The organism is Acidovorax sp. FJL06 (assembly GCF_003852545.1).
Classification (GTDB): domain Bacteria; phylum Pseudomonadota; class Gammaproteobacteria; order Burkholderiales; family Burkholderiaceae_C; genus Acidovorax.
The window spans coordinates 84,249-102,751 of sequence record NZ_QAJR01000001.1; the positions used below are offsets into that span (position 1 = coordinate 84,249).

19 protein-coding genes are annotated in these 18,503 nt (G+C 66.9%); 9 read left to right on the top strand and 10 right to left on the bottom strand.

The features are described 5' to 3' along the window. The first annotated feature begins 254 nt into the window (after nucleotides 1-254). On the top strand, nucleotides 255-677 hold the full coding sequence (locus tag DBV10_RS00345; RefSeq protein WP_124509491.1) for a hotdog fold thioesterase: 423 nt from the start codon (nucleotides 255-257) through the stop codon (nucleotides 675-677). Between the two features lie 207 nt (nucleotides 678-884). Here the strand turns inward: DBV10_RS00345 and DBV10_RS00355 are convergent, their stop codons facing one another. Further along, a complete protein-coding gene (locus tag DBV10_RS00355) occupies nucleotides 885-1,457 on the bottom strand; it encodes a cob(I)yrinic acid a,c-diamide adenosyltransferase (RefSeq protein ID WP_124509493.1) in 573 nt (190 codons plus the stop codon). A gap of 234 nt (nucleotides 1,458-1,691) precedes the next feature. On the opposite strand from DBV10_RS00355, the gene DBV10_RS00360 reads away from it, so the two are divergent. Beyond that, nucleotides 1,692-2,039 carry an EF-hand domain-containing protein gene (locus DBV10_RS00360; RefSeq protein ID WP_124509495.1) on the top strand — a complete coding sequence of 116 codons (348 nt, stop codon included), beginning with the start codon at nucleotides 1,692-1,694 and terminating at the stop codon, nucleotides 2,037-2,039. A gap of 166 nt (nucleotides 2,040-2,205) precedes the next feature. On the opposite strand, the gene DBV10_RS00365 is transcribed toward DBV10_RS00360, so the two are convergent. The 5 genes from DBV10_RS00365 to DBV10_RS00385 form a co-directional block, all read right to left on the bottom strand. Continuing rightward, nucleotides 2,206-2,997 carry an amino acid ABC transporter ATP-binding protein gene (locus tag DBV10_RS00365; protein ID WP_124509497.1) on the bottom strand — a complete coding sequence of 264 codons (792 nt, stop codon included), beginning with the start codon at nucleotides 2,995-2,997 and terminating at the stop codon, nucleotides 2,206-2,208. Continuing rightward, nucleotides 2,981-3,634 carry an amino acid ABC transporter permease gene (locus DBV10_RS00370; RefSeq protein ID WP_124509499.1) on the bottom strand — a complete coding sequence of 218 codons (654 nt, stop codon included), beginning with the start codon at nucleotides 3,632-3,634 and terminating at the stop codon, nucleotides 2,981-2,983. The genes DBV10_RS00365 and DBV10_RS00370 overlap by 17 nt, the downstream gene beginning before the upstream one ends. Before the next feature lie 6 nt (nucleotides 3,635-3,640). Continuing rightward, nucleotides 3,641-4,315, bottom strand: coding sequence for an amino acid ABC transporter permease (locus DBV10_RS00375; RefSeq protein ID WP_124509501.1), 675 nt, complete (start codon nucleotides 4,313-4,315; stop codon nucleotides 3,641-3,643). A 150-nt stretch (nucleotides 4,316-4,465) separates the two neighbouring features. Then, nucleotides 4,466-5,272, bottom strand: coding sequence for a transporter substrate-binding domain-containing protein (locus DBV10_RS00380; protein WP_124509503.1), 807 nt, complete (start codon nucleotides 5,270-5,272; stop codon nucleotides 4,466-4,468). Continuing rightward, nucleotides 5,269-6,075, bottom strand: a complete 807-nt coding sequence (locus DBV10_RS00385) for a GntR family transcriptional regulator (protein ID WP_124509505.1) — start codon at nucleotides 6,073-6,075, stop codon at nucleotides 5,269-5,271. Before DBV10_RS00385 ends, DBV10_RS00380 begins: the two co-directional genes overlap by 4 nt. Before the next feature lie 248 nt (nucleotides 6,076-6,323). Here DBV10_RS00385 and DBV10_RS00390 point away from each other — a divergent pair, with 248 nt between their 5' ends. The 3 genes from DBV10_RS00390 (at nucleotide 6,324) to DBV10_RS00400 (ending at nucleotide 9,520) form a co-directional block, all read left to right on the top strand. Next, on the top strand, nucleotides 6,324-7,106 hold the full coding sequence (locus tag DBV10_RS00390) for a DUF4397 domain-containing protein (RefSeq protein ID WP_158616791.1): 783 nt from the start codon (nucleotides 6,324-6,326) through the stop codon (nucleotides 7,104-7,106). A gap of 131 nt (nucleotides 7,107-7,237) precedes the next feature. Beyond that, a complete protein-coding gene (locus DBV10_RS00395; RefSeq protein WP_124509509.1) occupies nucleotides 7,238-8,662 on the top strand; it encodes an FAD-binding oxidoreductase in 1,425 nt (474 codons plus the stop codon). A gap of 117 nt (nucleotides 8,663-8,779) precedes the next feature. Continuing rightward, complete coding sequence (locus tag DBV10_RS00400; protein WP_124509511.1) at nucleotides 8,780-9,520, top strand: metallophosphoesterase; 741 nt, start codon at nucleotides 8,780-8,782, stop codon at nucleotides 9,518-9,520. A gap of 14 nt (nucleotides 9,521-9,534) precedes the next feature. Here the strand turns inward: DBV10_RS00400 and DBV10_RS00405 are convergent, their stop codons facing one another. Together DBV10_RS00405 and DBV10_RS00410 are read right to left on the bottom strand one after the other, a co-directional pair. Then, on the bottom strand, nucleotides 9,535-9,879 hold the full coding sequence (locus tag DBV10_RS00405; RefSeq protein WP_124509513.1) for an antibiotic biosynthesis monooxygenase: 345 nt from the start codon (nucleotides 9,877-9,879) through the stop codon (nucleotides 9,535-9,537). Further along, nucleotides 9,876-10,220, bottom strand: coding sequence for an NIPSNAP family protein (locus DBV10_RS00410; RefSeq protein WP_124509514.1), 345 nt, complete (start codon nucleotides 10,218-10,220; stop codon nucleotides 9,876-9,878). The genes DBV10_RS00405 and DBV10_RS00410 overlap by 4 nt, the downstream gene beginning before the upstream one ends. 79 nt (nucleotides 10,221-10,299) lie before the next feature. Here DBV10_RS00410 and DBV10_RS00415 point away from each other — a divergent pair, with 79 nt between their 5' ends. Together DBV10_RS00415 and DBV10_RS00420 are read left to right on the top strand one after the other, a co-directional pair. Beyond that, nucleotides 10,300-11,046, top strand: coding sequence for a helix-turn-helix transcriptional regulator (locus DBV10_RS00415; RefSeq protein ID WP_124509516.1), 747 nt, complete (start codon nucleotides 10,300-10,302; stop codon nucleotides 11,044-11,046). Further along, nucleotides 11,043-11,366 carry a YnfA family protein gene (locus DBV10_RS00420; protein WP_124509518.1) on the top strand — a complete coding sequence of 108 codons (324 nt, stop codon included), beginning with the start codon at nucleotides 11,043-11,045 and terminating at the stop codon, nucleotides 11,364-11,366. Before DBV10_RS00415 ends, DBV10_RS00420 begins: the two co-directional genes overlap by 4 nt. A gap of 142 nt (nucleotides 11,367-11,508) precedes the next feature. Here DBV10_RS00420 and DBV10_RS00425 read toward each other — a convergent pair whose 3' ends face one another. After that, the gene (locus tag DBV10_RS00425) at nucleotides 11,509-13,095 is read right to left on the bottom strand and encodes an ABC transporter substrate-binding protein (protein WP_124509520.1); all 1,587 of its coding nucleotides are present in this window, start codon (nucleotides 13,093-13,095) and stop codon (nucleotides 11,509-11,511) included. A gap of 372 nt (nucleotides 13,096-13,467) precedes the next feature. Between DBV10_RS00425 and DBV10_RS00430 the strand changes: the two genes are divergently transcribed. After that, on the top strand, nucleotides 13,468-15,705 hold the full coding sequence (locus DBV10_RS00430) for an NADP-dependent isocitrate dehydrogenase (protein ID WP_124509522.1): 2,238 nt from the start codon (nucleotides 13,468-13,470) through the stop codon (nucleotides 15,703-15,705). 182 nt (nucleotides 15,706-15,887) lie between these two features. Here the strand turns inward: DBV10_RS00430 and DBV10_RS00435 are convergent, their stop codons facing one another. Then, the gene (locus tag DBV10_RS00435; RefSeq protein ID WP_124509524.1) at nucleotides 15,888-17,288 is read right to left on the bottom strand and encodes a hypothetical protein; all 1,401 of its coding nucleotides are present in this window, start codon (nucleotides 17,286-17,288) and stop codon (nucleotides 15,888-15,890) included. A 228-nt stretch (nucleotides 17,289-17,516) separates the two neighbouring features. Here DBV10_RS00435 and DBV10_RS00440 point away from each other — a divergent pair, with 228 nt between their 5' ends. Continuing rightward, nucleotides 17,517-18,476, top strand: a complete 960-nt coding sequence (locus DBV10_RS00440; RefSeq protein ID WP_124509526.1) for a LysR family transcriptional regulator — start codon at nucleotides 17,517-17,519, stop codon at nucleotides 18,474-18,476. Nucleotides 18,477-18,503: the final 27 nt, after the last annotated feature.

Genomic DNA, 18,503 nt, shown 5'->3' on the forward strand with positions numbered 1-18,503 from the left:
CATTGGAGTGCCATCGTGATGAAGTGGATGCCTCGGGTGTGCCGCATGGGCTCATGCCCNNCCCGATTTCACTCCAACCCTTCGGGCAAGTGCCTTGCCGGGCGGTCTGCGGCGTTGCGGCGCTTGCCAATAGCCGAGCTATTGGCGGCGCCCCGCGCCTAGCACCCCATCCCGGCAAGGGACTTGTGCGACCCCGAAAAGATCTTGAACAGGTTCTAGCACTACCCCGCTCCTTCTTGAGAACACCATCCGCCATGCCCATCTGGAAAAAGCCCGCCAGCCTTGCTGAATTCAACGCCGCCAACCACAACACCGCCGCCCAGCACCTGGGCATCGAGATCACCGAGCTGGGAGACGATTTCGTGCGCGGCCGCGTGCCGGTGGACCACCGCACCGTGCAGCCGTTCGGCCTGCTGCACGGCGGCGTGAGTGTGGTGCTGGCCGAGTCGCTGGGGTCGATTGGCGCCTACTACGCCAGCCCTGAGGGCCACAACGCCGTGGGCCTGGACATCAACGCCAACCACCTGCGCTCCGCCACCAGCGGCTGGGTCACGGGCACGGCGCGGCCGGTGCACATCGGGCGCAGCACGCAGGTGTGGCAGATCGAGATGGTGAACGAAGAGGGGGAGCTGACCTGCGTGTCGCGGCTGACGATGGCGATCCTGGCGCCGAGATAGGGAACATCCCCCTGAGCCGCTACGCGGCTTCCCCCTTCTCTCGAATCGCTGCGCGATGCGGGAAGGGGGACGACACCGGTGGCCTGGCAAAGCCAGTTCCACGGTGTCTCTGGCGTGGGCGGCGCGCCAGTTTCCACGTGCTGCGTGTTGTGCCGGCCTTTGATTTAACCGGCCTGCAACGATCGTGGAATAAGCGCCGACAGCTATCTATTCAGTAGCGTTTTCTTGTTTCGCCAGCCGCTCGCTTTTCCAGTACACATCGTCGCCGCCGTCCATGCGGTTGAGCACACGGGCGAGCACGAACATCAGGTCGGAGAGGCGGTTAAGGTACTGGCGCGGCGCGTCGTTGAGCGCCTCGGCCGCGCCCAGCGCCACCACGGTCCGCTCGGCGCGGCGGGCCACGGTGCGGCACACATGGGCCTGCGCGGCGGCACGGGTGCCGGCGGGCAGGATGAACTCCTGCAGGCGCGGCAGGGCGGCGTTGTGTTCAGCCAGGGCTTCGTCGAGCGCCAGCACGGCGGCAGGCTTGAGCAATTCAAAGCCCGGGATCGACAGCTCGCCCCCCAGGTTGAACAGCTGGTGCTGCACCTCCACCAGCAGCGTGCGCACGCCGTCGGGCAGGGGCTCGCACAGCAGCAGGCCGATGTGGGAGTTGAGTTCGTCCACATCGCCCAGCGCGTGGATGCGCAGACTGTCCTTGGAAACACGTTCGTTGTTGCCCAGCCCGGTGGTGCCGGCGTCTCCGGTGCGGGTGGCGATCTGAGTGAGTCGGTTGCCCATGGCGGTGCCTTGGTGAAAAGGGAAAGGAAAACCCGTGATTCTCCGCCAGCCGCTTGCGGCCCCCAAGGGCTGCATCCCGGCGCATCACGGCCCCATGGCGACACACCACCGGCCCGCCCGTTACACCGCGCACGCAAATGTTGGCGGAGGCAACAGCAGGCAAGAATGCTGGCGCGCGGAGCCTTGCTGCGGTGCAATAAAACCCTGTTCAACTTTGAAGGAGCTTCGCATCCCATGAAAGCACTGCAACGACGCACTTACTCGTTCGACACCCGCAGCGTGCTGCTGTTCACGGCCCTGGCCCTGGGTGGCGCGGGGGCCCTGCACGCACAGACCGCTTCGCCCGCCTCCACCCCCCAGGCCGGTGCGCAGAGCAAGGGCCCGGGCTTTTCCTTGGGGCCCGGCAATCCCCCCAGCGCCAGCGCTGCGGCCTTTGACCGGGCCGACACCAACAAGGACGGCCAGTTGAGCGCGCAGGAGGCCGCAGCCCTGCCCGCCATCAGCCAGCGCTTCCAGGAGCTGGACACCGACAAGAACGGCATGCTCTCGCGCGCCGAGTTCGACAAGGGCGTTCAGCACTGACGCGGCCCCGCGCCGAGGCGTGGCGCCTGTCCGCCACGCCTTGATGAATGAATGAAGAAACGAAGGAAGCAAGGGCCTGCCCGCGCTGGAACTCCAGGGCGTGGGCAGGCCCTTGTGCGTGCCCTGTGCGGCGTGCGCGGCGGCATCCCGCAGAAGGGCTTTTGTATCAGTCGTGCAGCGACGACAAGAACTGCTGCAGCTCGGGCGTCTGCGGATTGCCGAACAGCTCTGCAGGCGTCCCCTGCTCATGCACCCGCCCCTGGTGCATGAAGATCACGCGGTCGCTCACCTTGCGGGCAAACGCCATTTCGTGCGTGACCATCATCAGCGTCATGCCCTCTTGCGCCAGCGACTCGACCACGCGCAGCACCTCGCCCACCAGCTCCGGGTCCAGCGCCGAGGTGATCTCGTCGCACAGCAGCACCTGCGGTTCCATGGCCAATGCGCGCGCAATGGCCACGCGCTGCTGCTGGCCGCCCGAGAGCTGGTCGGGCATGGCGTCGAACTTTTCGGCCAGACCCACCCGCGTGAGCAGCTTGCGCGCCTGCGCCTCGGCGGCTTTGGCATCGCGCGCCTTCACCAGCGTGGGGGCCAGCATGATGTTGCGGCCCACCGAAAGGTGCGGAAACAGGTTGAAGCTCTGGAAGATCATGCCCACCTGCTGGCGCAGTTCGCGCATGGCGGCGGGGTTGTCGTGCAGCAGCTTTTTGCCATGAACGCTGAGCGCGCCCTCCTGGAACTCTTCCAGACCGTTCACGCAGCGCAGCAGCGTGCTCTTGCCCGAGCCGCTTTTGCCGATGATGGCGATCACCTCGCCGCGCTGCACCTTCAGGTCAATGCCCTTGAGCACCTCGTTGCTGCCATAGGACTTGCGCAGCGCCGTGATGTCCACGATGGGCGGCTCGCCCACCACGATGCCATCGTGGGCGGGAGTCGGGGTTTCAACGGCGGTTGCCATGGAGTTTCCTTTCAAGGGACTGCGCCACCAGGCTCACCGGGAAGCACAAAACAAAGTACAGCAGGGCCACGCAGGCGTAGACCAGGAAGGGTTGGTAGGTGGCGTTGGAGATCATGCTGCCCGCCTTGGTCATCTCGACAAACCCGATCACCGACGCCAGCGCCGTGCCCTTGATGACCTGCACCAGAAAGCCCACCGTGGGCGGCACCGCAATGCGCAGCGCCTGCGGCAGCACCACATGGCGCAACTGCTCGCCGAAGTTCAGCGCCAGGCTCTGCGCCGCCTCCCATTGCCCCTTGGGGATGGCGGCCACGCAGCCGCGCCAGATCTCGGTGAGGTAGGCGCTGGTGTAGAGCGTGAGCGCCACGGCGGCTGCCGTCCACGGCGAGGTCTTGATGCCGAACAGCGCAATGCCGAAGTACGCCAGGAAGAGCTGCATGAGCAGCGGCGTGCCCTGGAACACCTGCACATAGGCGCCCACGGCGCGGTCCACGCCGCGCACCTTGGACAGGCGCAGCACCAGCAGCAGCAGGCCCACCAGGCCACCGCCGATAAAGGCAATGAGGGACAGCGAGACCGTCCAGCGCGCGGCCATCAGCAGGTTGCGCAGGATGTCCCACAAAGAAAAATCCACCATGGCGATCTACCTTCCCACCAAAAAACGCGCACCCACCCACATCAGCAGGCGGCGGGTCAGCATGGACAGCAGCAGGTACACCAGCGTGGCCAGGATGAAGGCCTCGAACGCGCGGAAGGTGTTGCTCGAAATCAGGTTGGCGGCGTAGCTCAGTTCGGGCGTGGAGATCTGCCCGCACACGGCCGATCCCAGCATCACGATGATGATCTGGCTCACCATCGCCGGCCACACCTTGAGCAGCGCCGGCGGCAGCACCACGCGCCGGAATGTCTGGCCGGGCGTGAGCGCCAGGCTGTGCGCCGCCTCGATCTGCCCACGCGGCGTGGCCTCGATGCCCGCGCGGATGATCTCGGACGAGTAGGCCCCCAGGTTGATCACCATGGCCAGCACCGACGCGAATTCTGGCGACAGCTTGAGCCCCAGCGCGGGCAGCCCGAAGAACAGGAAGAACAGCTGCACGATGAAGGGCGTGTTGCGCACCAGCTCCACATAGCTGGCCACGGCCCAGCGCAGGGGCACGGCACGCGGGCCGAGGTTGCGGGCCCGCGCCCAGGCACAGGCCGTGCCCAGCAGCAGGCCCAGCACCGTGCCCACGATGGTGAGGGCTATGGTCCAGGCCACGCCGCGCACGAGCAACGGCCAGGAGGACAGCACGGCGGAGAAATCAAGTTGGATCAGCATGGTGCATACAGCTCATGGTCTTGTGGCCTGCGCCCCGGGGTACTGCGCATGCACTGCGACTGCGGGGCTGCGCCTTCAAATCACATCCAGTCAAAACCCCACCCGTTCGGGCTGAGCCTGAACGGTGGGGTGTGTCGGTGCCCGATCCAATCACAGCGGCAGGTCGCCCGCAGGGCGGCCCAGCCACTTGCTGGAAAGCTTGTCGATGTCGCCCGACTTGCGCGCCTCGGCAATGATCTCGTTCACGCGCAGGCGCAGCTTGTCCTCGCCCTTGGCCACGCCGATGAAGTTGGGGCTGTCTTTCAGCAGCAGCTTGTATTCGGTGGCCAGGTTGGGGTTCTTGACCATGATGGTGCCGGCCGTGGAGGCGCTGGTGGCAATGGCCTGTGTCTGGCCCGACACGAAGGCCGAGATGCTGGCCGCGTGGTCTTCAAAGCGCTTCACGTCCACACCGGGGGGCGCCACCTTGGCCAGTTCCTGGTCTTCCATGGCGCCGCGCGTCACAGCCACCGACTTGCCTGCCAGGTCGGCAAAGCTCTTGATGGACAGGCTTTTGCTCGCGAACACGGCCTGAAAGAACGGTGCATAGGCGGCGGTGAAGTCGATCACCTTTTCGCGCTCGGGGTTCTTGCCCAGGGTGGAGATCACGAGGTCGGCCTTCTGCGTCTGCAGGTAGGGGATGCGGTTGGCACTGGTCACGGGGATCAGCTCGACCTTCACGCCCAGCTTGGCGGCGATGTAGTTGGCCATCTCCACGTCCAGGCCCTGGGGCTTGAGGTCGGTGCCGACAAAGCCGTAGGGCGGGTAGTCGGTGGGGATGGCGATCTTGATTTCCTTGGCCTTGAGGATGTTGTCCAGCGCGTTCTGCGCATGGGCAGCGGGCGCCATGAGGGCAGCCCACAGGCCGGTAGCGGCGAGCAGGCCCAGGGTGGAACGGCGGGTGGTGCGGGTGGTCATAGCAGGGCTCCTAGGTAGGTGGATGCGTCGTCGTCGGACAGGGGGGAAACGGGTTTCTTGGCCGCCGCTGTCTTGCGCGGAGCACGGGGCCTGGCGGGCACCGAAGCAGGTTCGGCCACAGGTGCCGGGGCGCTCTTGCGCACCGGGGCCAGCGCATCGCGCAGCCCGGCCAGCGGGTCGCTGCTGGCCTTCAGGCGCAGGGCCGACTGCACGGTGCCGATGTGCTCGGACATCAGCGCCTCGGCGCGCGCGATGTCGCCCGCCTCCAGCGCCTCGACGATGCGCACATGGTCGGCGCAGCTTTGCGCCGCGTCGTGCGACGACTGGTAGAGCATGGCGATCAGCGTGGTGCGCGCCGTGAAATCGCGCAGCGTGTCGGCCAGCAGGCTGTTGCCCAGGCATTCGGCCAGGCACACATGGAAGTCGCCCAGCAGAAAGCTGCGCGCGCCCACGTCGCTGCCGGCCAGGGCCGCCTTCTCGCGCTGCAGGTGGCTCTTGAGCTGGCGCACGGCCGTCTTGTCCACGGACTTGAGCTGGTGCAGCAGGCCCAGTTCGATCACGCGGCGCGCCTCGAAGGCCTCGCGCGCCTCGTCTTCCGAAGGCTCGATCACATACCAGCCGCGCCGCGCGCTCACGGTGACGATGCCGCGCGTGGCCAGCCGCATGAGCGCCTCGCGCACGATGGTGCGGCTGCAGTCGAACAGCATGGCCAGCTGCTGTTCGCCCAGGCGGGAGCCGGGCGCAAGCTTTTGCGCCATCACGGCTTCGATGATGCGGTTGCTGATCTCGGTGGCGGTGGTCATTGCCTGCGGTGATGCAGGTTCCGTGCCAACTGGTATACAAGGCCGATGCACCACTGTGGCGCACCACCGCCCGCTTTCTGCATCCCACGGGTGCACCCCGGACCGGGATGCGCGCCCTCCATCCGGTGCCCGCCCCGTGCGGCTTTACGCGGTGGCGGCGCTTCTTTACCCAGGCCTTACGCGATCTCCCCAATCGGTCCGTAGCCTCCGCACCAGTCTCGACCCCCTGCACTACAAGGAAGCACGCCGTGTCCCACCCCCAGCATTCCGCCCCTGCGGCACATCCCCCGGCCCCGGGCCGGCGCCACCTGCTGGTATCGGCGCTGGGTCTGGTGGGCAGCAGCAGCCTGCTGGCGCTCACCGGCTGCGGGGGCGCGTTGGCCAGTGAAGCCAGCGTGCGCTTCATCAACGCCACGGTGGACGACACCCAGGCCGACTTCTACCTGGGCAGCACCCAGGAGGTCTCCAAGCTCGCCAACGGCGGCGCCATCACCAGCTGGCGCACGGTGGATGCCGAATCCACGCAGTTCGCGCTGTACAAGGGCGGCGGCGCGACCGCCCAGCTCACCGAGACCCGGGCACTGGAAGAAGACAGTTACACCAGCGTGCTGGCCTATGGTTCTTTGGCCAACAGCCTGCGCTTCCGGTTTTTTGCAGAATCCAGCGCCAGCGCCGACAGCGGCAAGGTCAAAGTGCGTCTGTTCCATGCGGCCGAGAACCTCGGCGGCATGGACCTGTACATCACCAACACCAGCAGCCTCAGCGGCCTGAGCCCCACCGCCACCGTGACGGCCTATGGCGAACTCAGCGACTTCAGCACCGTCACCTCGGGCACCTACCGCATCCGCATCACCACCCGCAACGACCAGAGCAATGTGCTGTTCGACACCACCACCCAGGTCAACCTGTCGAGCCTGTCCGTGCACACGCTGGTGGTGGCGCCCCGGCCCAGCGGCTCGTACCCCAATGTGAGTGCGCTGCAGGAAAAGGGCGATTCGGCCCTGCTGGCCAACGCGCTGGCGACCGGCTGACCCCGCGGCCATGCAGCGGCCGACGGCTTGTCTTGCAGGGACCTGACCGCTCCCGCGCGGCGGTGCCCCTGCCCCTGGCCGGGCGGAAACCCTGGTGGTATTCTTTTTGGCTTCCCCAGGAGACAAACACCATGAACGCCCCCACCGCTGCCGCCCATCTGCTGCCCGCCATCCACCTGCGCGATGTGCCCCCGGCACTCATCGACGCGCTGCAAAGCCGGTTTGGCACGCAGTGCTCCACCGCGCAGGCCGTGCGCGAACAGCACGGGCGCGACGAAGGCTCGCTGCAGGCGCCGCCGCCCAGCGCGGTGGTGTTTGCCGAAAGCACGCAGGACGTGGCCGACGCGGTGAAGCTCGCAAGCCAATACGACGTGCCCGTGATTGCCTATGGCGCGGGCTCCTCGCTCGAAGGCCACCTGCTGGCCGTGCAGGGCGGCATCAGCATCGACGTGAGCCGCATGAACCGCGTGCTCAGCGTGAACGCCGAAGACCTCACCGTGACGGTGCAGCCTGGCATCACGCGCAAGCAGCTCAATGACGCGATCAAGGACACGGGCCTGTTCTTCCCCATCGACCCCGGTGCCGACGCGAGCATCGGCGGCATGAGCGCCACACGCGCCAGCGGCACCAACGCCGTGCGCTACGGCACCATGCGCGAGAACGTGCTGGCGCTGCAGGTGGTCACCGCCAGCGGCGAGGTCATCCACACCGGCACGCGCGCCAAGAAGAGCAGCGCGGGCTACGACCTCACGCGCCTGCTGGTGGGCAGCGAAGGCACGCTGGGCATCATGACCGAGATTACCGTGCGCCTGTACCCGCTGCCCGAGGCCGTGAGCGCGGCGATCTGCTCCTTCCCCAGCATCGAGGCGGCCGTGCACACCGTGATCCAGACCATCCAGCTGGGCGTGCCCATCGCGCGCGTGGAGCTCATCGACCACCACACCGTGCGCATGGTCAACGCGCACAGCAAGCTCACGCTGCGCGAGGAGCCCATGCTGCTGATGGAGTTCCACGGCTCGCCCGCCGGTGTGAAGGAGCAGGCCGAGACGGTGCAGGACATCGCCTCCGAATTCGGCGGCCAGGCCTTCGAATGGGCCAGCACGCCCGAAGAACGCACCCGCCTGTGGACCGCACGGCACAACGCCTACTTCGCCGCCGTGCAAAGCCGCCCCGGCTGTCGCGCCATCAGCACCGACACCTGCGTGCCCATCAGCCGCCTGGCCGACTGCCTGCTCGAATCGGTGGACGAGGTCGAAGCCAGCGGCATCCCCTACTTCCTCGTCGGCCACGTGGGCGACGGCAATTTCCACTTCGGCTATCTCATCGACCCCGACAATGCCGACGAGCGCACGCGCGCCGAGCAGCTCAACCACCAACTCGTGGCCCGCGCGCTCTCCATGGGCGGCACCTGCACCGGCGAACACGGCGTGGGCATCCACAAGATGGGCTTTTTGCTGGACGAGACCGGCGCGGGCGCGGTGAACATGATGCGCGCCATCAAGCGCGCGCTGGACCCGAAGAACATTTTGAATCCGGGGAAAATCTTCGCTATGTGAAGCCCGCCCGGGGCGACGCAGGCAAGCAGCGCCCTCGGCCTCCAGGGTGACCCTACACCAGGGCAGCACGAGCGGAACCTCGTGGCCCTGCGGGGGCACCGAAACCCCCAATTCACGATGCGCATCGCCCTCGTCTCCGACATCCACGGCAACCTCGCAGCCCTTGAAGCCGTGGCGGCCGACATCCGCCGCCGGGGGGCCGATCAGGTGGTGAACCTGGGCGACAACCTCTCGGGGCCGCTGCTGCCGCGCGAGACAGCACAGTGGCTCATGGCCTCAGGCTGGCTGTCGCTGGCCGGCAACCACGAGCGCCAGGTGCTGCAGCTGCGCCCGGGCCATGGCAGCGCATCGGACCAGTACGCGCATGCGCAACTCACCGAGGCCGAGTTCGCCTGGATGCGCAGCCTGACCCACACCCTGCGCCTGGATGAGGATGTGCTGCTGTGCCACGGCTCGCCGCGCAGCGACCACGAATACCTGCTGGAGACGCTGGACGGCCCCACGGTGCGCGCCGCCACGCCGGCCGAAATCGACGAGCGCCTGGCGGGCCACTATGCGCCGCTGATGGCCTGCGGCCACACGCATGTGCCGCGCCAGGTGCGGCTGGGGGCGGGCGTCCTGCTGGTCAACCCCGGCAGCGTGGGCCTGCAAGCCTATGGCGACGACCACCCTGTGGCCCACAAGGTAGAGAACGGCACGCCGGATGCGTGCTACGCCATCGCGGAGCGCACAGCCCAGGGCTGGCAGGTGGCGCACCACCGGGTGCCTTACGACCACGAGCCCATGGCGATGCTGGCGCAAAGGAATGGCAGGCCGGAGTGGGCCCACGCGCTGCGCACGGGCCATATGCCAGCGTGAGGAACTGCGCGCGGTCAGCCGTGCACCGCGCGGGAATCGGCGGGCGCCTGCGCCCGGTCGTTCAGGCCGTAGTCACGCACTACCGCCGCCACGCGCAGCCGGTAGTCGGCAAACACATGGTCGCGCCCGGCCGCCTGGGTGCTGCGGTGCACCTCCTGCTGGCGCCAGCGGGCCACGGCCTCCTCGTCGCGCCAGAAGGACAACGACAGCAGCTTGCCGGGCTCGCTCAGGCTTTCGAAGCGCTCGATGGAAACAAAGCCGTCGATCTGCGCCAGCAACGGCTTGAGCGCTGCGGCTGCATGCAGATAGGCACCGCGCTGGCCCGGTGCGGGCGCCACCTCGAAGATCACGGCCATCATGCGGCGGGCTCCTGCGGGTGGGCTGGCAAACCCAGCGTGCCCTCCACGCCCTGCGTGAAGGTGCGCTCCTCGCGCAGGATGAAGCGTTTCTCCTGTGCGATCGCAAAGTTGGCGCGGCCTTCGGGGTCGGCGCGCAGGCGCGCGCGGTAGGCCTCGTAGGCGGCCAGCGAATCGAAGCCGATCAGGCCCCAGGCCTCGTAGTTGCTGCCTTCGTGCGGCAAGAAGTAGCCCAGCAGGTGGCCACCGCAGCGGGGAATGATCTGGCCCCAGCGGCGCGCGTATTCGGCGAACGCCTCGCGCTGAAAGGGGTCGATGTCATAGCGGATGAAGCAGGTGATCATGGTGTTGGGAAGTCCTGGTTTGGCAAGGGCTTCACGATAGGCCGTTGACGGCCCAGGATGGTTCGCCCAAGATCGAACCATGAAAGACGGCCCCCACATCGCGCGCATTGCCGCGCTCATCGGCGACAGTGCGCGCGCCGAAGTCCTCACCGCCCTGATGGCCGACCGCGCCCTCACGGCCACCGAGCTGGCTGCCCTTGCGGGCGTGACCAAGCAGACCATCAGCGCCCACCTCGCCAAGCTGCTCGACGCCGGTTTGCTGGTGGTGGAAAGCCAGGGCCGGCACCGCTACTTCCGGCTGGCGGACCGGGACGTGGCGCAGTTGCTGGAGTCGCTGATGAACGTGGCGTTCCGCGCCGGCGCCGTTCGCCTGCGCGCCAGCCCGCGCGAGCCGGCCCTGCGGCGCGCCCGCGTGTGCTACGACCACCTCGCGGGCGAAGTGGCCGTGCAGCTGCACGAGGCGCTGCTGCGCCAGGGCTACCTGCAGCCCGCCGAACAGGGCCTCGTACTGACGGCCGCCGGGGCCGAATGGTTTGCCCACCAGGGCATCGACACCACCGCCGCCGCACGCCAGCGGCGCATGCTGTGCCGCCCCTGCCTGGACTGGAGCGAGCGGCGCCACCACCTGGGCGGCGCTTTGGGCGCGGCGCTGCTGCAGCGCATGCTGGAGCGCGGCTGGGCCCGGCGCGACAAGGATTCGCGCGTGCTGCATTTCTCCGCCGAAGGCGAGTTGGCCCTGCGCGCCTGGCTGGCGCCTGCCGCGGGCGAGGCCGCGAGCAACGACACTGCCCCCCGCACGGCGCGCAGGGCCCAGGCCGGCACATGAAGACGCTGCTGCTCTTTGTGGCCACCGCCCTGGCCGAGATCGTGGGCTGCTACCTGCCGTGGCTCTGGCTGCGCCAGGGCAAACCGGTGTGGCTGCTGCTGCCGGCAGCCGCAAGCCTGGCGCTGTTTGCCTGGCTGCTCACGCTGCACGACACCGCAGGCGCAAGCCGCGTGTATGCGGCCTACGGTGGCGTCTACATCGGCGTGGCGCTGGCCTGGCTGTGGGCCGTGGACGGCATCCGGCCCACGCCCTGGGATGTGGCAGGGGTGCTGGTGGCGCTGGCGGGCATGGCGATCATCGTGTTCCAGCCGATGAAATGAACACCCCCTGAGTCGCCTTCGGCGCCTTCCCCCTCTCTCGCTGCGCGGGAGGGGGACGCACCCGGTGGCCCGGCAAAGCCGGTTCCACGGGTGCACTGGCATGGCGCCACGCCAGTCTCAAGGGCTGCGACACCTGTGGGTGTCAGTTCATCTTGATCAACCGCCAGTCAATCCGGTTGTCTGGCCGCTGCACCAGTTCCACGTTTTTCTTCATCGCCCAGGCCAGCATCTGGTTGTGCAGCGGGATGTGGGCCACGGTGTCGTTCTGCAGCTGCAGGCCTTCCGTCAGCAGGCGGTTGCGCACGGGCAGGTCGGTCTCGGTTTTGACGCGGTCCACGATGTAGTCCATGCGCTCGCTGCTGTAGCGGCCCAGGTTGTAGTTGCCGTCGCCGCCCGTGGTCTTGGTGCGCGTGAGCGACTGCAGCGTGTACAGCGCGTCGAACGTGGGCACGCCCCAGCTCAGCATGGCAATGCTGGCCTCATGCCGCTGGGCCATGGGGTAGTAGGTGACGGCGGGCAAGGTCCGCAGCTTGGCCTTGATGCCAATGCGCGCCCACATGGCGGTGATGGCCTGGCACAGCTGCTCGTCTTGCACGATGGCATTGTTGCTGCAGGCAAAGTCCACCTCAAAGCCATCGCTGTAACCCGCCTGCGCCAGCAGGTCCTTGGCGACATTGGCGTCGAAGGGCAGGCGTTTGTCCACGGCCTCCGTCCAGCCGTTGACCAGGGGCGACACGATGGCGCCCGTGGGCTTGGACATGCCGCGCATGGTCACGCGCTGCAGCGTGGCGCTGTCGATGGCTTGGTACAGCGCCTTGCGCACGCGCAGGTCCTTGAGCGGATTCTTGCCCTTGAGGTTGCTGCCCACGAGTTCGTCTCGGAACTGGTCCATGGCCAGGTAGACCGTGCGGTTCTCCACCATCTCCATCACCTTCAGGCTGGGGTGGGCCTTGATGCGGGCCAGGTCCTGGATGCTGGTGTCGCGCACCATGTCCACCTCGCCCGACAGCAGCGCGGCAATGCGCGTGGCTTCCGACTTGATGGGGATGTAGGTGATCTCGGTCACATTGCCTTCGACCTTGCCGGCGTTCCACCAGTTCGGGTTGGCCGAGAACACGATCTTCTGATCGGGCACCCATTCCTTGAGCACGAAGGGGCCCGTGCCCATGGCATTGCGGTGTGAATAGGTTTCGTCCTTGGCCTTGATGTCCTTGGGCTCCACGGCATTGTTCTTCTCGGCCCAGGCCTTGCTCATCACGCGCAGCTCGGTGAGCTGGTTGAGCAGCACCGGGTTGGGGTTCTTCAGGAAGATGTCGATGGTCTCGCCATCGACCTTGGCAATGCGGTCCATGCCCTGGGTGTAGATGGCGTAGGTGGAGGTCTTGCTCATCGCGCGCTGCAGCGAATAGACCACGTCATCGGCCGCCATGGCCGAGCCATCGCTGAACTTCACGCCCTGGCGCAGCTTGAAGCGCATCTGCGTGGGCGTGACCTGCTGCCACGATGTGGCCAGCAACGGCTCGACCTTGAGCGTGCGGCTGTTGAACATCACCAGCGACTCGTACACGGCCGCATGGATGCCGTTGCCCAGCGCACTGTTCTGCGAGTGGATGTCCATGGTCTGGATGTCGCTGGAGCCGGCCCATTTGAACGGTTTTGCCGATACGGTGGGTGCAACGGCTGCCAGGGCCAGGGTGGCGGCCGCGAGCACAGAACGCTGAAATGGCATGGCGTGGTTTCCTTCATGAAATAGGAGAACCGGCAATATGCAGCAGGATGCCCCCGGGCCCAAGCCCTGGACGCACCGGTGTGGTGCGCGGCTGTCAGGGGCGCGTCACCGCCAATTGCGCAATCGCCACGTCTGCGATAGAGAACGCCACCCAGGACGGCCACGGCGGGCTTTTGCCCTTTTCACCGCTCCTGGGAGCCCCGGCATCGAAAAAAATGGCTTTAGCCATCGGCAAATTTTGCATTGTGAGATTCAATTGCAAAAACTGCGGGCGCAGACAGGCCCAAGCAAGGAGAATCAGAGAGCATCCGCGTTTGGCCCCGCAGCGACCCAGCCGGGGGCATTTACATACTCTGTTTCGTGAGACAAGCCATGACGACCCAGCAACCAACCATCATCTACACCCTGACCGACGAGGCCCCTCGCCTGGCCACGGCTTCCTTCCTGCCCCTGATCCGCACGTTCGCCGCACCCGCGGGCATCAACGTGACGGAATCCGACATTTCGGTGGCGGCCCGCGTGCTGGGTGAGTTCCCTGAGTTCCTGAAGGAAGAGCAACGCGCGCCCAACACCCTGGCCGAGCTGGGCAAGAAGACGCTGCAGGCCGATGCCAACATCATCAAGCTGCCCAACATCAGCGCTTCGGTGTCCCAGCTCAAGGCGGCCATCACCGAGCTGCAGGGCAAGGGCTATGCCCTGCCCGACTACCCGGACCAGCCCAAGGACGACAAAGAGAAAGACATCAAGGCCCGCTACGGCAAGTGCATCGGCTCGGCCGTGAACCCCGTGCTGCGCGAAGGCAACTCCGACCGCCGCGCCCCCAAGGCCGTCAAGGAATACGCGCGCAAGAACCCGCACAGCATGGCCGAGTGGAGCCAGGCCTCGCGCTCGCATGTCTCGCACATGCACGCTGGCGACTTCTACCACGGCGAAAAGTCCATCACGCTGGACCGCGCCCGCGAAGTCAAGATGGAGCTGATCACCAAGAGCGGCAAGACCATTGTCTTGAAGCCCAAGGTTGCGCTGCTCGACCGCGAGGTGATCGACAGCATGTTCATGAGCAAGAAGGCGCTGCTGGCCTTCTACGAAAAGGAAATCGAAGACGCACGCAAGACCGGCGTGATGTTCTCGCTGCACGTGAAGGCCACGATGATGAAGGTCTCGCACCCCATCGTGTTCGGCCACTGCGTGCGCATCTTCTACAAGGACGCGTTCGAAAAACACGCCAAGACGTTTGACGAGCTGGGCGTGAACGTGAACAACGGCATGGTCGACCTGTACAGCAAGATCGAGACGCTGCCGCAAAGCCAGCGCGACGAGATCAAGCGCGACCTGCACGCCTGCCACGAGCACCGCCCCGAGCTGGCCATGGTCGACTCGGCCAAGGGCATCACCAATTTCCACTCGCCCAACGACATCATCGTGGACGCCTCCATGCCCGCGATGATCCGCAACGGCGGCAAGATGTGGGACGCCAACGGCCGCCTGAAGGACGTGAAGGCCGTGATGCCCGAGTCGACCTTCGCCCGCATCTACCAGGAAATCATCAACTTCTGCAAGTGGCACGGCGCCTTCGACCCCAAGACCATGGGCACGGTGCCCAACGTGGGCCTGATGGCCCAGCAGGCCGAAGAGTACGGCTCGCACGACAAGACCTTCGAGATCGCCGAAGACGGCGTGGCCAACATCACCGACCTGGCCACGGGCGAAGTGCTGCTGAGTCAGAACGTGGAAGCCGGCGACATCTGGCGCATGTGCCAGGTCAAGGACGCCGCGATCCGCGACTGGGTGAAGCTGGCCGTGAACCGCGCCCGCAACTCCGGCATGCCCGTGGTGTTCTGGCTCGACTCGTACCGCCCGCACGAAGCGCAGCTGATCACCAAGGTCAAGATGTACCTGCACGAGCACAACACCACCGGCCTGGACATCCAGATCATGAGCCAGGTGCGTGCGATGCGTTACACGCTCGAGCGCGTGATCCGCGGCCTGGACACCATCAGCGCCACCGGCAACATCCTGCGCGACTACCTGACCGACCTGTTCCCCATCATGGAACTGGGCACCTCGGCCAAGATGCTGTCCATCGTGCCGCTGATGGCCGGTGGCGGCATGTACGAAACGGGTGCGGGCGGCTCGGCCCCCAAGCATGTGCAGCAGCTGGTGGAAGAAAACCACCTGCGCTGGGATTCGCTGGGTGAGTTCCTGGCGCTGGCCGTGTCGCTGGAAGACCTGGGCCTGAAGACGGGCAACGCCAAGGCCAAGATCCTGGCCCAGACGCTGGACGCCGCCACGGGCAAGCTGCTGGACAACAACAAGAACCCCTCGCCCAAGACCGGCCAGCTGGACAACCGCGGTAGCCAGTTCTACCTGGCCATGTACTGGGCCCAGGAACTGGCCGCACAGACCAGCGATGCCGACCTGGCCGCCAAGTTCGCGCCTCTGGCCAAGCACCTCACGGACAACGAGCAGAAGATCGTGGAAGAGCTGAACGCCGTGCAGGGCCAGCCCACCGACATCGGTGGCTACTACATGCCCGACGTCGCCAAGCTCGACGCCGTGATGCGCCCGAGCGCCACGCTGAATGCGGCGCTGAAGACCGTGGCGGTTTGACCTGCTCGATCTGCGTGATCTGTCTGAATGGATGAAGATCTAGGTCATATCGGCTGCTAGCGCTTGTCCAGCAAGCGCTAGCAGCTATTCATTCAATAGCATCACAAGCACAAAGGCCTCGCCATCCGGCGGGGCCTTTGTCTTTGCGCTTCTGGAACCTGGCGGGCTGGCGGGCTGGCGGACTATGGTCGCTCGCGGTCCAGCACCCGGCTGGAGAGTGGCGCAGGCACATAGGCCGGCACGAAGGCACAGCCCTTGCCGAACCCGGCTTCATAGGCCGGACATTGCTGGGCGATGCCTGCGGGCGTGGGCTTGGCGCCCTCCCCCTCATTCACCCAGCGCAGCAGCGCCGCCATCAGCGTGGGATAGGTGGGGTCGCTCAGGTAGCTGTGGCCGCTGTGGCGCGTGAAGGTCTGCACCAGCCGCGCGCCGCTGCCCGCCTTGTCCATGGTGGCCTTGAACTGCGCATCCAGCTCGACAAAGGCCGTGGGGTCGTCGATGCCCTTCACGGTGAGCACCGGCACGGGAATGTTTCCGGTCGGGTCCGTGTCTGCGCCAAAACGCGCCACGGCCCCGGGGTCTGCGCGGTAGCGCAGCACGCCGGCATTGAGTGCCGCGTCGTCCGGCGAACCCTGGTACGCCACACCCATGTTGCCAAACGGGCTTGCGCCCCCGGTGCGGTGCTGCACCACGTCGCGGAAGTGGAAGGTCGCCCAGTTCATGTGGCCCTGGATGGAGCTGGCCGGGATGCGGATCACATCGACGAGGGTCCGGACCTTGCGCTGCTGCTCCGGGGTGCGCTCGGCGGCTGGCTTGTCCAACGCCAGGCATTCGTTCACGCGCGCCTGCAGGTCGGCCTGCGTCATTGCCGCATCGCGCGGCAGGCCGGTGTTCAGCGGATACTGCGCTTCGGTGGGCCGGGGGTGGTTGTGGCACAGGGATTGGTAGACCACGCGCAGGTCGGTGCGAAAGTCGTACGAGCGGGTGCCGCCCGCGAGCACGCCGCTGGTGAGCAGCACGGCGTCGTACGGGCGTTGGCCCTCGGCCGTGCGCTGGAACATCTCGGCGCCCCGGGCCGCCACGCTGGCGCCCCAGGACTGGCCGTGCAGGATGGTGCGCTGCGGCTGGGCCACGTGTTGCACGAAGATCTGCCGCAGGCGCTCGGTGTCCTCCGCCGCCGCGCGCACCTCCACGCCGCCCTGGCGGAAGGTGCTGCCGGCCCAGGCATAGCCCGCGCGGACCATGATGGACCAGCGCTCCAGGTCCTCCACCGCGCGCTCTGCCTTGGGCGCCCCCAGCGCGGGCCCGCCATGCGCATGCAGCACCAGGTGGCCATTCCACTTCTGCGGGACGGCGATGAGGTAGTAGGCCCCGGCCGAGTCCTGGCCCGCCAGGCAGCGGGCGATGGGGGCCAGCTCCTTGGGGCAGGCCACCGCCCCGGGCGCAGCCTCGGCTTTTGCCACCACCGCGCCGGCCGCCGCTGGGCCGGAGGGTGCCATGGGCGCACAGGCGGCCACCGCGAGGCTGGCCAGCCCCACCAGGGCCGGGCGGAGCAGAAGGAAATGCGGCTGCGGGGCAGTCATGGTGGGGGTGTCTCCTGAAGGGGTTAGAGCGGCGCTAAACCGGATGCCGCTGCGCATCGTAGAAATCGGCACTCAATACGTCAAATAGGCAAAAATGGACCAGGCGATACGATTTGCATATGAAACCCTCTCCACGGCATGCAGGCACTGATTCCGTTTCCAAATCACGCATGTTTAGGGTGATAAGGCGAAGCCACAACGACACGGATGATTGAGAAAGGGAATGCCATGGACATCCGCCAGTTGCGCTACTTCCTCGCCGTGGCCGAGGCCGGGCACATGACCCGTGCGGCCGAGCAGCTGGGCATGGCCCAGCCGCCGCTCAGCCAGCAGATCAAGGCCCTCGAAAACACCGTGGGCATGGTGCTGTTCAAGCGCCATGCCAAGGGCGTCACGCTGACCGATGCCGGCCACGCACTGCAAGCCGACGCCACGCGCCTGGTGCACGACTTCGACGCGCTGCAAAGCCGCATGCAGCTGCTGGCCGAGGGCAAGACGGGCCGGCTGGTGATCGCCTTCACCAGCTCGGCCGCCGCGCACGAGTTCACGCCGTTCGCCCTGCGCGCATGCCGCGCCCGCCACCCCGGCCTGGTGCTGGAGATCGGCGAGAACAACGCCGCCGAGATCACCGAGGCCGTGGCCGATGGCCGCCTGCACTGCGGCCTGCTGCGCGTGCCCGTGGCGCGGCCTGCGGGCCTAGTGTTCGACACGCTGCAGCACGAGCCCGCCATGGTGGCCCTGCCCATCGACCACCCGCTGGCGCTGCGCCAGCGGCGCGGCAAGCCGCTGCCCATCCAGATTGCCGACCTGGAGGGCGAGCCCATGATCCTGGTGCGCCGCCCGGGCGCGCCCGGCCTGTATGCCAACCTGCTGGCGCTGTGCAGCGAACAGGGTGTGCGCCCCCGCGTGGTGGCCGAGGTGGCGCGCATGCTGACCAACCTCAACCTGGTGGCCGCAGGCACCGGTATCTCCGTGGTGCCGTCGTCCATGCTGGGCGTGCACCGCCACGCGATCGCCTACCGGCCGCTGGTGGACGCCGGGCGGCTGGACGTGCCGCTCACCCTGGTCTACCGCGCCGACGACAACGTGGGCCCCACGGCCACGTTCACCGCCTTGCTGCACACGCTGGCGGGTGAACCACACCCGGCGGTGGCCACAGAGCCCCCACAAAAAAAGGCTGCCCGGTAGTCCACCTGGCAGCCTCTTCCTGTACCG

What these genes read in the sequence shown, in the direction of transcription:
- DBV10_RS00345 (WP_124509491.1), top strand. Translation starts at nt 255, where the DNA reads ATGCCCATCTGGAAAAAGCCCGCCAGCCTTGCTGAATTCAACGCCGCC.
- DBV10_RS00355 (WP_124509493.1), bottom strand. Translation starts at nt 1,457, where the DNA reads ATGGGCAACCGACTCACTCAGATCGCCACCCGCACCGGAGACGCCGGC.
- DBV10_RS00360 (WP_124509495.1), top strand. Translation starts at nt 1,692, where the DNA reads ATGAAAGCACTGCAACGACGCACTTACTCGTTCGACACCCGCAGCGTG.
- DBV10_RS00365 (WP_124509497.1), bottom strand. Translation starts at nt 2,997, where the DNA reads ATGGCAACCGCCGTTGAAACCCCGACTCCCGCCCACGATGGCATCGTG.
- DBV10_RS00370 (WP_124509499.1), bottom strand. Translation starts at nt 3,634, where the DNA reads ATGGTGGATTTTTCTTTGTGGGACATCCTGCGCAACCTGCTGATGGCC.
- DBV10_RS00375 (WP_124509501.1), bottom strand. Translation starts at nt 4,315, where the DNA reads ATGCTGATCCAACTTGATTTCTCCGCCGTGCTGTCCTCCTGGCCGTTG.
- DBV10_RS00380 (WP_124509503.1), bottom strand. Translation starts at nt 5,272, where the DNA reads ATGACCACCCGCACCACCCGCCGTTCCACCCTGGGCCTGCTCGCCGCT.
- DBV10_RS00385 (WP_124509505.1), bottom strand. Translation starts at nt 6,075, where the DNA reads ATGACCACCGCCACCGAGATCAGCAACCGCATCATCGAAGCCGTGATG.
- DBV10_RS00395 (WP_124509509.1), top strand. Translation starts at nt 7,238, where the DNA reads ATGAACGCCCCCACCGCTGCCGCCCATCTGCTGCCCGCCATCCACCTG.
- DBV10_RS00400 (WP_124509511.1), top strand. Translation starts at nt 8,780, where the DNA reads ATGCGCATCGCCCTCGTCTCCGACATCCACGGCAACCTCGCAGCCCTT.
- DBV10_RS00405 (WP_124509513.1), bottom strand. Translation starts at nt 9,879, where the DNA reads ATGATGGCCGTGATCTTCGAGGTGGCGCCCGCACCGGGCCAGCGCGGT.
- DBV10_RS00410 (WP_124509514.1), bottom strand. Translation starts at nt 10,220, where the DNA reads ATGATCACCTGCTTCATCCGCTATGACATCGACCCCTTTCAGCGCGAG.
- DBV10_RS00415 (WP_124509516.1), top strand. Translation starts at nt 10,300, where the DNA reads ATGAAAGACGGCCCCCACATCGCGCGCATTGCCGCGCTCATCGGCGAC.
- DBV10_RS00420 (WP_124509518.1), top strand. Translation starts at nt 11,043, where the DNA reads ATGAAGACGCTGCTGCTCTTTGTGGCCACCGCCCTGGCCGAGATCGTG.
- DBV10_RS00425 (WP_124509520.1), bottom strand. Translation starts at nt 13,095, where the DNA reads ATGCCATTTCAGCGTTCTGTGCTCGCGGCCGCCACCCTGGCCCTGGCA.
- DBV10_RS00430 (WP_124509522.1), top strand. Translation starts at nt 13,468, where the DNA reads ATGACGACCCAGCAACCAACCATCATCTACACCCTGACCGACGAGGCC.
- DBV10_RS00435 (WP_124509524.1), bottom strand. Translation starts at nt 17,288, where the DNA reads ATGACTGCCCCGCAGCCGCATTTCCTTCTGCTCCGCCCGGCCCTGGTG.
- DBV10_RS00440 (WP_124509526.1), top strand. Translation starts at nt 17,517, where the DNA reads ATGGACATCCGCCAGTTGCGCTACTTCCTCGCCGTGGCCGAGGCCGGG.